The following is a 13,760-nucleotide window of genomic DNA, read 5'->3' on the forward strand; positions in this document are numbered from 1 at the left end:
AATTTAGAATATAGCTTAAAACTATTAGAATTATTGATACTATCAATAACTAAAAAGCGAAATATATTTTAGATTTAAAACTATGAATTCATCTAAAATCACAAAGATTGAATATGTTGATGTTATTATAGTCGGCGGTGGTATAGCTGGAATAGCAACTGCAGAATTTTTAGCTCGTCACAGTAATTTATCTATTAAACTTTTAGATAAAGCCTCTCATTTAGGGACTGAATCTTCAGGAAAACTAGAAGGATGGTATCATACCGGAGCATTATATTCTGGACAAGATGATGCGCAAACATTTATTAATTGTGTGAATGGAGTCGAGGATTTAATAAACTTTTATACTCCATATTTTACTTCTCAATGTAATGTTGAATTATTAGAGAAGAAAGCTGGGTTCTTTACACCTTCAGTTATTCCGAAATTAGGAGGTTGGTTTGATAATTCACCAGTTTACTTGATTCATCCTCAAGTTGATTCTCCAGAAATTCATTTTTCTCGTCTTAAAAGTGATTTAATACATATTAATAATCAAAAAGAAAGGGTTTTAGGAAGATTAGAGGCTGCTTATGGAGAACAACATAACTGGTTAATTGATAATAAATGTATTGCTCCAACCTATGCTCAAGTTGAAAATAATGAAAAAATAGAATCTTCTCTACAACAATCAACGACAACTATTCGTAATATTTGCAATCAATTTAATTTGTCATATGGAATAAAGACTAATGGTTATGGCTATATTAAAACTCTAGATTGCTCTATGAATACCAATAAAATTTTAAAGGATCTAGTGTCTAGTTCCCTCAATCACGGTGTGAATTTTGAAACGGGAATCACAATCGAAAAATTGTCAATGGATAATTATGGGCCTGTTCGATTAAAAAGTCTATTATGTAAAACTAAAGAAGGATTATCAAAAAAGTTTAAGGCGCGACTATTTATTTTTGCTGTTGGAAATGGATTTGAACCATTCTTGCGAGATTTGCAAATTAGAGCAAGGTTAAAATGTAATAAAAGTGCGATGGTAGTTGCTGTTCCTCCTCTTACTGATGTCAATTTTTTTAGAATGTCTACTAAAAATAACTTTCATTTCAACCACTTTCTAAGACGATCAGATCCTAACAGTCATGCTTATTCAATATTAGCTAATTCTGGTTATATTAATAATGAAACAAGTGATGAGATCAATACCGATCCTATCTTAGAATTAGCAGAGCGTTATTTTGGAGATAAAAACTTGTATAGTAGGGAACTATATAGCTATGAATGTGCAAAAACTGAATTTGTTAGTGAAGAAGAGCAGAAACGGCGTTATAGCTATTGGATTGAATCAAAACCGAACAGTAATTATATATGTATTTTGCCAGGTAAATTTTCTTTTTTCCCTACTGTAGCCTATCAAACTTATCAAAGAGTAAAAACTTTATTAGATTTTCAGGAAATAAATCCTAGGTTACAATTTCAATCCACTAATGATCTTGAAATCAAGACTAACGGTCTAGTTGCCAATTCATTTTCTTTTCAAATTTCTGAAAACAGCTACTTGTACAATATTAAATAATACTATATATGTATCAAGATTATAATACTAGTCTTAAAAGTGAAAATTAGCACGAATAGATGTTCTAATAACTATATATAATATTTATTATTAAGTTACTTTTAAGTAAATGTTCCAAAATGAAATATTTAAAAGATATTACTCTAATTATTATTTTTTGACTCAAAACGATAGATTCAATAAATAATTTTTGCAGACAATCACTATGGTAGACAAAAAAGAATTAAACTTAGGAACTTTGTATATAGTAGGAACACCTATTGGTAACCTAGAAGACATAACACTAAGAGCAATTAGAATTCTAAAATCAGTTGATATGATTGCGGCAGAAGATACTCGTCATACTGCTAAGCTTTTGAATCATTTCCAAATAAACACTCCCAAGATTAGTTATCATCAACATAATTGCGTAACGCGTCAAAATGAATTATTAAGCAAATTAAAACAAGGAAATATAATTGCCTTAGTAAGTGATGCTGGTATGCCAGGTATTTCAGATCCTGGTTATGATTTAGTATGCCTATGTATTGCCGAAAATATCCCCATAGTACCAATTCCTGGACCTACGGCAGTTGTCACAGCTCTTGTAACTTCAGGATTACCTAGCAACCGTTTTGTTTTTGAAGGTTTTTTACCTATTAAATTTCAAATAAGACAAGAGCGTTTGAACTTATTAAAAAAAGAACCCCGTACAATTGTTGTTTACGAATCTCCCCATCGTTTATTAAAAACTTTGATTGATTTCGTAAAAATATTTGGTAATGATCGCCAAATCGTATTAGGAAGAGAGTTGACTAAATATTATGAAGAATTTTGGAGGGGCAGTCTCAAAGAAGCCGTATTACATTATCAACAAAATAAAAATATTAAGGGAGAATTTACATTAGTTTTATCTGGTTGTTCTCAAGATAACTTATTAGATTTAAATATCGAACAGGTGAAGATTGAACTGCAAAAATTACTAGAAAGAGGAATGACAAGATCTCAGGCAAGCAAATATTTAGCTACAACAGTAAAATTTTCCCGTCGTGAAATTTATGAATTATCTTTAAATAATTTATAGTTGCTAGCGATTTTATTATGATAATAGTAGTAGAAAATTATTAAAAGAATAAACTGTAAAAGTTTTGCATAGTCTCTTTCATAAAAACTAAACAATAGAAGAAATTATGATTCATATGTCTTCTCAGCTTAAAAAAAAATGTCTTCTCCACTAAAGGTAGGATCTTTAAACCTTAATAGTAGAGTTTTTCAATCACCTTTAGCCGGAGTAACGGATCGGATATTTCGTAAGTTAGTTCGACGTTATTCTCCTAATTCCATGATTTATACTGAAATGATTAATGCAACGGAATTATGTCATTTAAAGAAAGTGCAACAACTTGTTGATATTGAACAAAAACCAATTGGGGTACAAATTTTTGATTCTCGTTATGACTTTATAGTAGAAGCAGCTAAGAAAATAGAAAGTCAAGGTGCTCAAATAATTGATATAAATATGGGATGTCCAGTTAATAAGATCACAAAGAAAGGTGGGGGCTCTTCATTATTAAAACAACCTAAAGTGGCTCAAAAAATTATTTATGAAATTACAAGAATAGTAAAAATACCGATTACTGTGAAAACAAGAATTGGTTGGAATGATAGTGGTATTGATATATTAGATTTTGCAAAAATGATGGAAGATGCCGGAGCCGCTATGCTAACTATTCATGCAAGAACTAGAGATCAAGGCTATAACGGAACTTCTCACTGGAAATGGGTTAAAAAAATTAAAGAAAATTTACTTATTCCAATAATAGCGAATGGCAATATTTTTTCTATTGAAGATGCAGTAAAATGCTTGGAAATAACAAATGCAGATGGAGTTATGTGTTCTAGAGGAACTTTAGGGTACCCGTTTCTTGTAGGAGAAATAGATTATTTTTTTCAAACAGGATATTGTTCACAAATAATTACTCCTTATCAAAGGCTGAAATGCGCTAAAGAACATTTAAAAGAACTGTGGAAATATAAAGGTAATCAAGGGATTTATCAGGGAAGAAAACATCTTCGCTGGTACTGTCAAGGATTTCCTGGTGCATCAGAATTAAGAAAAAAAATTATATGTATTGAAAGTATAGAGGAAGGTTATAGATTATTAGATAAAGGTATTGAATTATGCACATAAAAAAATATGCTAAAGATCTTGTTAAATTGTAACCACTAATTAGATTTAGAGATATCTATAATTGTTTCAGTCATAGAATAAATTATTATGTAGTCTGTAAGAGATACCACTTGATAATATTTATACAGTTTTTTAAAAATTTGCTATGTGTACGAAAGAATAAATTAAATGTTTTATATTGTCTAATACAGCAATTCTCTTGTATATTACACAGCATTATTAAAAATAATAATTAGTTTCTAACCTTAATAGTTTCATAAATATTTTGTTGCTATCTTTCTTGAAGATAAATAATTAACCTTTCAATAAAAGTTAATTTTCATTTAATTTCAGTAGATAATTCAAAAAAATGTTATATTAACGAGAGTATCTAATTTTAAAACTTCTAAATTTCTATTTGTATATACATATATTAAAAATAGAATTTATTACTTATTAACTATTTGTCCGGATCCTCCAAACGTGACTACTCAAAATTCTTTTATTAACAACAACTCAGAGACTCTTCCAATAAACGTTATGGGTGATAGCTTCAATCATAATCATCAAATGATAGTCATCCTTGACTTTGGTTCTCAGTATTCAGAATTAATCGCACGTCGAATACGAGAAACACACGTTTATTCTGAGGTTATGTCCTATCAAACTGATATAAAAAAAATATGTGAACTTAATCCAAAAGGAATTATTTTTTCAGGAGGTCCTAATTCCGTCTATAGTGACTTTTCTCCACAATGTGACAGAAAAATATGGGATCTTGGTATTCCTATCTTAGGTATTTGCTACGGAATGCAGTTGATGGTACAACAACTTGGAGGACAAGTTGAAAAAGCTAAGTATGGAGAGTATGGTAAAGCATTATTGAGAATAGATGATCCAACAGATCTATTTACTAATTTAGAAGATGGTTCTATTATGTGGATGAGTCATGGAGATTCATCCACAAAACTACCTGAAGGATTCTCTATTTTAGCTCATACAGAGAATACACCATGTGCTGCAATTGCCAATCATGATAAAAAGCTCTTTGGAGTGCAATTCCATCCAGAAGTTGTACATTCTGTAGGAGGAATTGCGATTATACGTAATTTTGTTTATCACATTTGTGGGTGTGAGCCTACATGGACTACAAAAGCTTTTGTTGATGAAACTATTGATGGAATTCGTAAAAAAGTTAAAGACAGAAAAGTCTTACTAGCTCTATCTGGAGGAGTAGACTCTTCAACATTAGCTTTTTTATTGCATCAAGCTATTGGCGATAATTTAACTTGTATGTTTATCGACCAAGGCTTTATGCGAAAAGGAGAGCCGGAACGTCTTGTAAGCATATTTAGTAAACAATTTCATATCCCTGTCGAATATGTTGATGCAAGAGAACGTTTTATAAAAAAATTAGAAGGAATTGTCGACCCTGAAGAAAAGCGTCATCTTATTGGGCATGAATTCATACAAGTATTTGAAGAAGAATCACAACGTTTGGGACCTTTTGATTATTTAGCACAAGGTACACTTTATCCTGATGTAATAGAATCTGCAGACACTAATATCAACTCTAGTACAGGAGAAAGAGTTGCTGTTAAAATTAAAAGTCACCATAATGTTGGCGGATTACCCAAAAATTTAAGGTTTAAATTAGTTGAACCTTTGCGCAAATTATTCAAAGATGAAGTTCGAAGAGTTGGCCAATCTATTGGCTTACCCGAAGAAATTGTGCGACGACATCCTTTCCCCGGACCAGGACTAGCTATTCGTATAATCGGAGAAGTTACTGCAGAGCGTTTAAATATACTAAGAGACGCAGACTTTATTGTAAGAGATGAGATAAGTAAACAAGGTGTATACCATGACTTTTGGCAAGCATTTGCTGTTTTACTACCTATTAGAAGTGTTGGAGTTATGGGAGATAAACGTACCTACTCTCATCCGATAGTATTACGTTTTATTACTAGTGAAGATGGAATGACTGCAGATTGGGCCAAGGTTCCTTATGAACTTTTGGAAATTATCTCTAATCGTATCGTTAATGAAGTAGAAGCAGTAAATCGTATAGTTTATGACATCACTTCAAAGCCTCCAGGAACAATTGAATGGGAATAAAATAAATACTAAAACTCAGCCATAGCATCGTAATTTAATATTAATTAAATTACGATGCTATGGCTGAGTTTTAGTATTTATTTTTATAAGTTTTAAAAATATAAACTTCAAGATCCTTCATCTGAAGAACTTCTTGAAGTTATTACTTTCATAAGTTTTTATTCTCGTAACTACATATTATTTAACTCTCGTTTAAGTTTTTCTAACTCTTCATCATCAGTAATTTGATCTTTAGAAGAAAAATCACTATCTTCGGTTGATTCAGGAAGAATACCTTGTGGAGTACTAGAACCAGATATTTGAGTTTTTAACATTGCTAGCTCTTCGTCTACTTCACTACTAGCTTCCAATTGGGCAAACTGACCTTCAACTCCAGCCGCTGCAAGCTCTCCTACAGATTGAGACTGAGCCTCCATATCTAAAACCTTGCTTTCCATTCTCTCAAAAGCAGACATAGAAGTACTTGTATCTAATCCACTCATGGTTTTTTGTAAAGATTGAGTAGCTTTTGCTGCTTTTGAACGGGCAATAAGAATATTTTTTTTAGTTTTAGCCTCTCCGATTTTACTTTCTAAAGTAGCTAAATTTTGACGCATTGTTTCAAGTTGAGCATTTTGCTGGTTAAGCTGCTCATTGAGAGTCAAAGCAGTTTCAGAGTAAGATTTCTTACGTACCAGTGCTTCTCTAGCAAGGTCTTCTTCTTTCCTTGATATAGCTAATTTTGCTCTTTGTTCCCAATTGTTAGCCTCCATAAGTGATTTTTTATACTGCGATTCGATCCGTTTTTGGGAGCTAAGACTTTGAGCAAAAGCTTGCTTTAATTGAACTAAATCTTCACTCATATCAACAAGTGTCTGTTCTAAAACCTTTTCTGGATCTTCTGCTCTGCTGACAAGATCGTTAAGATTAGCTCTCACGACCCGACTTAGACGATCAAATAGTCCCATAATATTTTATTTCCTCTTGATATTGATAAATTTTACTAAGGTTTATGATTAAAATAACATTTTTATCTCTTAATTGAGATATATTAATTTCTAGTTTATCAGTTGTTTTTCAATTAATCATTAACTTGACATTAATTAGATAACTTAAAATGTATTTAATAAGTATACGGCAATAATAAGAAATTTATAATGGTATGATAATCTATTCTAACTTTTCCTATTACTGTTTTGTATTTAGTCTTTCAATTCCTGTTGTCTAATTGCCTTAATTCGATTTTCACGAAAGGATTTAGTAGCTTCGCTAAGATTATCCATAGTATCTTCTATAAATTCGCCACCATTGCGGCTTCTTTGAAAATTAGTTTTGTGCATTAAATTTAAAGGATTTATGAGGTTTTCTGATCCTTCAGTTTCATAATTTTTACCATTTTGGTAAGAATCCGTATTGATTGGCTTTTTGGATTGAGAATAAGCTTTTGGAATACTTGCAAAAGTAACTAACAGAAAAATTGGTAAAAATAGGAACTTGATTGGTTCAAATTTTTTAAACATTTAAAGTTATTACTCCTATAGATAGTTATTAGGTTTAAATTAATTAAATTTTCGACGCAATAGTGGTTGGATAGAAAGCAAAACTAACATATCAAATCCTAGTAACAGGAGCAAGATTTTTATCCCGGTTAACTCGATAAAAGGAGCCTTGAAGACAATATCATTCATAGATAAATTTCCATAAACATAAATATACCTTATAAATTCAATAGCATAAGTTAAAGGATTTAAACTTGCAATAACCTGTAACCATCTCGACATAAAAGATAAAGGAGCAAGAGCAGTACTTGCAAAAAGTAGAGGTAGATTAGTTACAAAAATAACAGCGATAAGTTCAATATGACCTGGCAATGCAAAAGCAAGTCCTAGACTCATTCCTGTTACTCCACAAACAGTTAATAAAACGACAAGAATAATTGCTGCTAAATTATAAATATTTGGAATTCCAGCTCCTAACATTGAACTTGCTATTATGATAACTCCTGTTTGAAGTAAACTAAGACTTACAATATACAAAGTAGAAGATGCAACGATAGAATATCGAGAAGATAGTGGAGCAACTAATAAACGATTAAGAAATCCAAACTCCCTATCAAACATTATAGGAAGCCCTGCATTTAATGATCCTGAAAAAGCTGTAAATACTATAATTCCAGGTGATAAAAATTTTGCATAATTAATATTACTTTCAAATATCCCTTCTGGAGCATTATGAAATAATGCTCCAAATAATATTAACCACATAAAAGGTTGAACAATACCTGCTATTAAGGTTGAAGGCCGACGCCACAATTGAATAAATAAACGCTTAGTCATAGCTAAGGTTTCTTGTAAAAATTTTGATAAAAATTTTTGTTCTTGGCAAGTATTACTTATAGAATTTGGCGATAAAAAATCTTTATTCTCAGAAAGCACAAGTTTTTTTCAATTTGTTAATTATTGTTCTACGATTTTAGCTTATATATTAAGATTTAGTTCATTTGTTGTTTTTTCTCTTTCTTTAAGTCTCGATTACCTATAGCAGCTAACTCAGCATCCATCAAGGTTTTTCCTGTTGCTGCTAAATATACATCATCAAGGCTAGGACGAGATTGAGATAAGCTAAAAATAGATAGATTAGATTCTTTAAGAGTTTTTTCTATTTTACCAAATAAGTCTATTTCTTCTTTAACTATTAAATTTAAAGAATTACCTTGAGAACTATTAATAATAATTTCTTCTACAAAAGATAGTCTTTGCAGCACTTCTTGAGCTTTATACACATCTTTAAGTTCTGAGAATTCTTTAATCTTCAAAGTTACACGATTACCACCTAAATGATTTTTAAGTTGAGTCGGAGATCCTTGGGCAATTACTTTACCGCGATCAATAATAGCTAAGTTGTCCGCTAAAGAATCAATTTCTTCTAGGTAGTGACTTGTTATAAGAATTGACGTCCCTGCTATTTTAAGTTGTTTAAGAAATTCCCAAACTATCAATCGACTCTCAATATCTAGACCAACAGTAGGTTCGTCAAGAACTACTAAACTTGGCTTATGTAGTAGCCCAGCTGCGATATCAAATCGTTTACGAATTCCTCCTGAATAATCTCCTATTCTGCGATCGCTATATTCATCAAGGTTTAATAAAGTTAATAATTTTTTAATTCTATCTTCAGCATCATATCTAGGCAAATGATAAAGAGATGCTTGTAACTCAAGTAGTTCTCTACCTGTTAAAATTTTATCAAGAGCAATATCTTGAGCTACATAACCCAGAAAGTTCCTAACGATATTTGGGTATTTTAATACTGAGATCCCACCTACTGTAATCTCTCCACTATCAGGTTTAGTTAAGGTACATAAACATCGAATAGTTGTCGTTTTACCGGATCCATTTGGCCCTAACAAGCCAAAAATCTCCCCTTTATTGATATTAAAGGAAATATCTTGAACTGCTTTCACTGTATTGAAACTTTTTTGTAACGATTCAACTGTAACTAAAGGAGTCATCATTTATTTGTTGTTTTATATAGAATTCAGATTATTTAAAAGATTCTTATTATCAACTTCTTCTTAAAAATTTTATACACAATATTAAGTTAATAAAAAGTAAGTAAAAGTTTTGATACTAACCAATAATAATACATCTTTTTAAAATCTATTCATTAAATTTTATATAAGGTATGCGACTACATTTATGATCAATTTTGAATAAGTTATTTCTGACAACTTATTCAAAATTATTGAAGTTTCATTTAATAAGCAAAACTATTTATATTTTTTTGTATAGTAGCTAATTATTAGTACTAAATAATACTTGTGATATGTAGTTATCAGCCCATTCCTCACCAAAAAAATACTCTAAAATGCGGCGAGTTTTATCATTTTGTTTTTGTCTATTACAATAATATTCTTGTCCTTGTAAATTTAGATACTTTTCATGATCAGAAATTATTTTGGAATTTGCTGATTGTTCGCAATGTATTTGTAAAATGTTTTCAACCTGTTCAAGAAAATTATTTTCTTCTTTTAAATTAAGAGGCTGAATAAATATGCAATACTCTGAAAATATGTCTCCCCAGTCCGGTAAGTCACGAGTTACTAAAAAATCATGAGATTTTAATTGAGATAGTTTTTGCTGATATTGTTTGGAAAGTTTTACTTTAAGATTGGTTGGGGATAGGTCAGCAACTGCAGCACTAATTTTATTTTTTCCTATAACTAGATCACATCCAAATATAGGTAAAGAATATTCAAGGCGAGGAAACATTACACAATGAAGAATGTCTAGTTTTTGTTCATACCTTACAAGCTCTAAATGGATTTTACTAAATTGATGTGATTGATAACAAAAGTTTTGGATTATTAATTTATCTGTTTTTAACGCACACTCTACATAGTTTAAATTTGTTGGTAGTTTGCATGGAACTAAATAAAGATTTTTTTCCCAACAAGAAACTATAGAATTGGCTAATTTATAAATTAAAGGATGTAAAGGCAAAAAAATAGTTAGATTTTGAACCATCAATCTTTCAGTATTTATAATTAATCAGTAATCTATCTTGATCAGATAAGATATCTTTTTTTCATTCATTTAATTTAATCCAAAATTTCTTTAATAGCTAATTCTAGTTCCTGTTGACTTAAATCTGTAACAATAAAAACTTCCTGAACTGTTTTGCCTTGTCTAGCTATTACTTTAAATCCTCCTAGGATTTGCACCGATATTCTTAACTTTAAGTGTGGACAATGGCTTTTAGCTCTGCCAATAACCCCAGGAGCAATAGTTCTAATACCTGGAAAAATAACTAACTTTTCTAAAATAGGTATCAAACCTTCTAAATGAGTCGAGTGATTCCAAATCAATCTTCCTTTATTTTCCCGAGTCATAAGTTTATATTCCTTCCAGTGGAGCCATTGTCAATCCTTCGCGGCGTAATTGCTGGTGATATAGTTCTGCTTGCTCTAAGGGACCCATCCAAACGGTTGCAAATCCATTAAAATGGATTTTTTGAGTCAACTCCCAGGCATGGCTTTTAGTCATAGCAGGAATATATCTTATTAAACAATTAGCAACATGGTCGAAAGTATTAAAGTCATCGTTAAGAACAATTATTTTGCAGTTGGGATAAGGTTTATAATCAATAACTGCTGAATGTTTTATATTGGTTGATATAGATGTTTCTGGAATGGTTATGGACAATCTCTTGAACATAAATTTTAATAAATAAAAAATTTTCGAAAATTATGAGTACAGTCTAGCTGAAAGTTTAACAATTTTTCATAAAAAAAACAGTTTTAAAAAACTAATCACTTTAATTATTAAAAACGATTCTTAAATATTAAGAAATTTGTGGTAAAAGCTACTAAATATATTTTGATTGTATAAAACATAATTAATATAAAATCACTCTTGCAAAAAAATGATAAATCTTTGAGATAGCTATAAAAAAACTCAATTTGCACAATAAAAATTAAGCTTGTTAAACTTATATATAATAAGTTTATAGCTGTTTTTTCAATATAGAAAACAGTGAATAAATTTAAAGTAAGATTAACTTTTAGATAAGCTTTGAAAATACAATAACTACATAATATAAAATATGACTTTTATTTAATGTATCGTGTACTTGTACTATATACTGGTCTACTATAAATTGATATTAATTTAAGCATGGTATAAATAACAAACCTTATGGTACAACGGGAAAAAATACGTGACCTCCAATTAACAGCTTATGAAAACTTCAATCTAGAATGTGAAAATATCACAATACCGCTCAAATTTTATTTTTACGAAACACAACGTTTAGTTAAAGTTATTGCAGGGAAAAACATAATAGAACAAATATCAGAATTTGAGTTTCGTTTTCACATGAAAACTTTAAATTTTATAAATATTTATCACTTTCAACCTATTGTAACTATTAAAGTTTTACCAGATGGACAAGGTGCTGTTTCTTTTGAATCTCAAAATTTTGAAATAATAGGTATTAATTATATAAATCATAACTTTTCCTTGAAATTTAAAGGTAAGTTATTTTCTAAAGAAAAAAATAATAGAACATTTCTGCAAGGTCAAGCATATCTAACTTCTTCTCTAGATTTACCATCTAATTTATGGATAGTTCCAAAATCCATACTACAAAAAGCTGGTGATGCATTATTAAAAAATATTTTAGACCGTATCAGAAAAAGCTTATCAGATGAACTGTTGAATGATTATCGAAGCTGGGCTAACTCACAACAAAAATAAGTTTTTAAAAACTGTAAAATAAATTCTTACCACCATAAAAGAATAATTAAAGTTTAATGAAATATGTGAAATTATCTAAATCTTATTATTCCTTTAATATTTATTTTTTTCCTAAAGCGTGACTAAATGAATTTAAAAATAAACTTATTGAATTTTTAAAAATTAAAAATTTAGTGCATAAGCCTTTCAAACCTCTTAAGATTAAAGCTTTGAGGACTTTAATCCTGTTTAAAGATTTAAGATTCAGAAGTCGCAATAAAACTTAAAATTTAAAATTAGTAGGGTGTGCTGTCCAGTAGTAAGCTTTTATTAAGAGTTAAATACTATCTAGTAAAATAAGGATACTTACTCATGATTAAACGTAAAGATAAAGTTAGAGTTAAGCGCAAAGAGTCTTATTGGTATAACGATGTTGGTACTGTTGTAACTATAGATAAAGGTGATTCTCTTTTATATCCAGTTGTTGTTCGTTTCGAAAAAGTTAATTATATTGGTCTTTCTGGAGATCCTTCAGGGCTTAATATGAATTCATTTGCAGAGAGCGAACTAGAAGTTGTAGCTGAGCAATAAAATTTATAGCTAAAGGACAACATATTTAGGATAAGCTTTGCCAGAATTACCCGAAGTTGAGAGTATTTGTCGGAAACTCAATGAATTAACTACCGGCCAAACTATTTTGGGAGGACAAGTGTTGTTAGCACGTTCACTTGCCTACCCTTCTTCTATGCAAGAATTTTTAAATTTGATTGATAATGTTGATTTAAAAATATGGAAGAGAAGAGGAAAATATTTATTAGCAGAATTAGATAGTAATAAAGGCTGGATAGTATTTCATCTTAGAATGACAGGTCAACTTTTATTGACTCAGCAAAGTGAACCATTATCAAAGCACACTCGACTACGATTATTTTGCAAAAACTCTTATGAGTTAAGATTTATAGATATCAGAACTTTTGGAAAGGTATGGGTAATTCCACCATCCTATAATCCAGAAGATATAATCACTGGCCTAAAAAAATTAGGTGTAGAACCTTTCTCAAATGATTTTTCAATTAATTATCTTATTGAAAATTTAACAAGATATAAGCGTAATATCAAAACTATCTTATTAGATCAATCAATCATTGCAGGAATTGGTAATATATATGCTGATGAAGCTCTATTTCGAAGTAATATTCATCCCGAAACTAAAGGTGCAGAGTTAACTCTCAAACAAATTAAGAATTTACAAAAGGCTATTCTTGAAGTTCTTAGTAAATCTATTGATGAAGGAGGAACTACCTTTAGTGATTTTTTAAATATTACTGGTAATAAAGGTAACTATACAGAATTTGCTTGGGTTTATGGCAGAAACCATTCTCCTTGTCGTATTTGTAGTACTCCCATTAAGCGCATTAAGTTAAACGGTAGATCTTCCCATTTTTGCCCAAAATGCCAACAATATAGTAACTTGTTCAAATAGTTTTTTTATTATACTTGACAAGTAAGGAAGTACTTTGCTAAATTTATGAACGTCTCCACATTAATGGGGTGTAGCCAAGCGGTAAGGCAGCGGGTTTTGGTCTCGCCATTCCTGGGTTCGAATCCTAGCACCCCAGTCACAGTAATAAAAAATCAAATTTTAGGTTATTTAGTACTCTAAATAATAGAAATAACATTGAGATTCTTGCTATTTAAAGTTAGCTTCCCA

General features: G+C 30.2%; 14 protein-coding genes and 1 tRNA gene. 8 read left to right on the forward strand and 7 right to left on the reverse strand.

Going from position 1 to position 13,760, the window contains the following annotated elements:
* Positions 1–82 precede the first annotated feature (82 nt).
* From UCYN_RS01320 to guaA, 4 genes are all read left to right on the forward strand, one after another.
* The gene (locus UCYN_RS01320; protein ID WP_012953693.1) at positions 83–1,567 is read left to right on the forward strand and encodes an FAD-dependent oxidoreductase; all 1,485 of its coding nucleotides are present in this window, start codon (positions 83–85) and stop codon (positions 1,565–1,567) included.
* A 205-nt stretch (positions 1,568–1,772) separates the two neighbouring features.
* Positions 1,773–2,630, forward strand: a complete 858-nt coding sequence (rsmI, locus tag UCYN_RS01325) for a 16S rRNA (cytidine(1402)-2'-O)-methyltransferase (protein WP_012953694.1) — start codon at positions 1,773–1,775, stop codon at positions 2,628–2,630.
* Between the two features lie 138 nt (positions 2,631–2,768).
* Complete coding sequence (dusB, locus tag UCYN_RS01330) at positions 2,769–3,737, forward strand: tRNA dihydrouridine synthase DusB (protein WP_012953695.1); 969 nt, start codon at positions 2,769–2,771, stop codon at positions 3,735–3,737.
* Positions 3,738–4,256: 519 nt separating this feature from the next.
* Entirely contained in the window at positions 4,257–5,834 is a 1,578-nt protein-coding gene (gene guaA / locus UCYN_RS01335) for a glutamine-hydrolyzing GMP synthase (RefSeq protein WP_041487816.1), read from the forward strand.
* Between the two features lie 170 nt (positions 5,835–6,004).
* Here guaA and UCYN_RS01340 read toward each other — a convergent pair whose 3' ends face one another.
* The 7 genes from UCYN_RS01340 to clpS form a co-directional block, all read right to left on the reverse strand.
* On the reverse strand, positions 6,005–6,781 hold the full coding sequence (locus UCYN_RS01340; RefSeq protein ID WP_012953697.1) for a PspA/IM30 family protein: 777 nt from the start codon (positions 6,779–6,781) through the stop codon (positions 6,005–6,007).
* Positions 6,782–7,015: 234 nt separating this feature from the next.
* Positions 7,016–7,333, reverse strand: a complete 318-nt coding sequence (locus UCYN_RS01345) for a hypothetical protein (protein WP_012953698.1) — start codon at positions 7,331–7,333, stop codon at positions 7,016–7,018.
* A gap of 39 nt (positions 7,334–7,372) precedes the next feature.
* Complete coding sequence (locus UCYN_RS01350; protein WP_012953699.1) at positions 7,373–8,248, reverse strand: ABC transporter permease; 876 nt, start codon at positions 8,246–8,248, stop codon at positions 7,373–7,375.
* A 56-nt stretch (positions 8,249–8,304) separates the two neighbouring features.
* Positions 8,305–9,324 (reverse strand): ABC transporter ATP-binding protein, encoded by a 1,020-nt coding sequence (locus UCYN_RS01355; RefSeq protein ID WP_012953700.1) that lies wholly within the window; start codon positions 9,322–9,324, stop codon positions 8,305–8,307.
* Between the two features lie 283 nt (positions 9,325–9,607).
* The gene (locus UCYN_RS01360; protein ID WP_012953701.1) at positions 9,608–10,339 is read right to left on the reverse strand and encodes a phycocyanobilin:ferredoxin oxidoreductase; all 732 of its coding nucleotides are present in this window, start codon (positions 10,337–10,339) and stop codon (positions 9,608–9,610) included.
* A gap of 74 nt (positions 10,340–10,413) precedes the next feature.
* Positions 10,414–10,704 (reverse strand): DUF2103 domain-containing protein, encoded by a 291-nt coding sequence (locus tag UCYN_RS01365; protein WP_012953702.1) that lies wholly within the window; start codon positions 10,702–10,704, stop codon positions 10,414–10,416.
* 4 nt (positions 10,705–10,708) lie between these two features.
* Complete coding sequence (gene clpS, locus UCYN_RS01370) at positions 10,709–11,029, reverse strand: ATP-dependent Clp protease adapter ClpS (protein WP_012953703.1); 321 nt, start codon at positions 11,027–11,029, stop codon at positions 10,709–10,711.
* Between the two features lie 480 nt (positions 11,030–11,509).
* On the opposite strand from clpS, the gene UCYN_RS01375 reads away from it, so the two are divergent.
* From UCYN_RS01375 to UCYN_RS01390, 4 genes are all read left to right on the forward strand, one after another.
* Positions 11,510–12,070 (forward strand): DUF1997 domain-containing protein, encoded by a 561-nt coding sequence (locus tag UCYN_RS01375; RefSeq protein WP_012953704.1) that lies wholly within the window; start codon positions 11,510–11,512, stop codon positions 12,068–12,070.
* A 351-nt stretch (positions 12,071–12,421) separates the two neighbouring features.
* Positions 12,422–12,640, forward strand: coding sequence for a photosystem I reaction center subunit IV (locus UCYN_RS01380; RefSeq protein ID WP_012953705.1), 219 nt, complete (start codon positions 12,422–12,424; stop codon positions 12,638–12,640).
* Positions 12,641–12,677: 37 nt separating this feature from the next.
* Positions 12,678–13,532: a DNA-formamidopyrimidine glycosylase gene (locus UCYN_RS01385; RefSeq protein WP_012953706.1), complete on the forward strand. Its 855-nt coding sequence runs from the start codon at positions 12,678–12,680 to the stop codon at positions 13,530–13,532.
* Positions 13,533–13,596: 64 nt separating this feature from the next.
* A tRNA-Gln gene (locus tag UCYN_RS01390) sits at positions 13,597–13,668 on the forward strand.
* Positions 13,669–13,760: the final 92 nt, after the last annotated feature.

The organism is Candidatus Atelocyanobacterium thalassa isolate ALOHA (assembly GCF_000025125.1).
Lineage (GTDB): Bacteria > Cyanobacteriota > Cyanobacteriia > Cyanobacteriales > Microcystaceae > Atelocyanobacterium > Atelocyanobacterium thalassae.

Bases quoted from the DNA above. Each gene is read 5' to 3' on its own strand.
- rsmI (WP_012953694.1), top strand. From the start codon at position 1,773: ATGGTAGACAAAAAAGAATTAAACTTAGGAACTTTGTATATAGTAGGA.
- UCYN_RS01365 (WP_012953702.1), bottom strand. From the start codon at position 10,704: ATGACTCGGGAAAATAAAGGAAGATTGATTTGGAATCACTCGACTCAT.
- UCYN_RS01380 (WP_012953705.1), top strand. From the start codon at position 12,422: ATGATTAAACGTAAAGATAAAGTTAGAGTTAAGCGCAAAGAGTCTTAT.
- clpS (WP_012953703.1), bottom strand. From the start codon at position 11,029: ATGTTCAAGAGATTGTCCATAACCATTCCAGAAACATCTATATCAACC.
- UCYN_RS01360 (WP_012953701.1), bottom strand. From the start codon at position 10,339: ATGGTTCAAAATCTAACTATTTTTTTGCCTTTACATCCTTTAATTTAT.
- UCYN_RS01375 (WP_012953704.1), top strand. From the start codon at position 11,510: ATGGTACAACGGGAAAAAATACGTGACCTCCAATTAACAGCTTATGAA.
- UCYN_RS01340 (WP_012953697.1), bottom strand. From the start codon at position 6,781: ATGGGACTATTTGATCGTCTAAGTCGGGTCGTGAGAGCTAATCTTAAC.
- UCYN_RS01345 (WP_012953698.1), bottom strand. From the start codon at position 7,333: ATGTTTAAAAAATTTGAACCAATCAAGTTCCTATTTTTACCAATTTTT.
- UCYN_RS01355 (WP_012953700.1), bottom strand. From the start codon at position 9,324: ATGACTCCTTTAGTTACAGTTGAATCGTTACAAAAAAGTTTCAATACA.
- UCYN_RS01320 (WP_012953693.1), top strand. From the start codon at position 83: ATGAATTCATCTAAAATCACAAAGATTGAATATGTTGATGTTATTATA.
- dusB (WP_012953695.1), top strand. From the start codon at position 2,769: ATGTCTTCTCCACTAAAGGTAGGATCTTTAAACCTTAATAGTAGAGTT.
- guaA (WP_041487816.1), top strand. From the start codon at position 4,257: ATGGGTGATAGCTTCAATCATAATCATCAAATGATAGTCATCCTTGAC.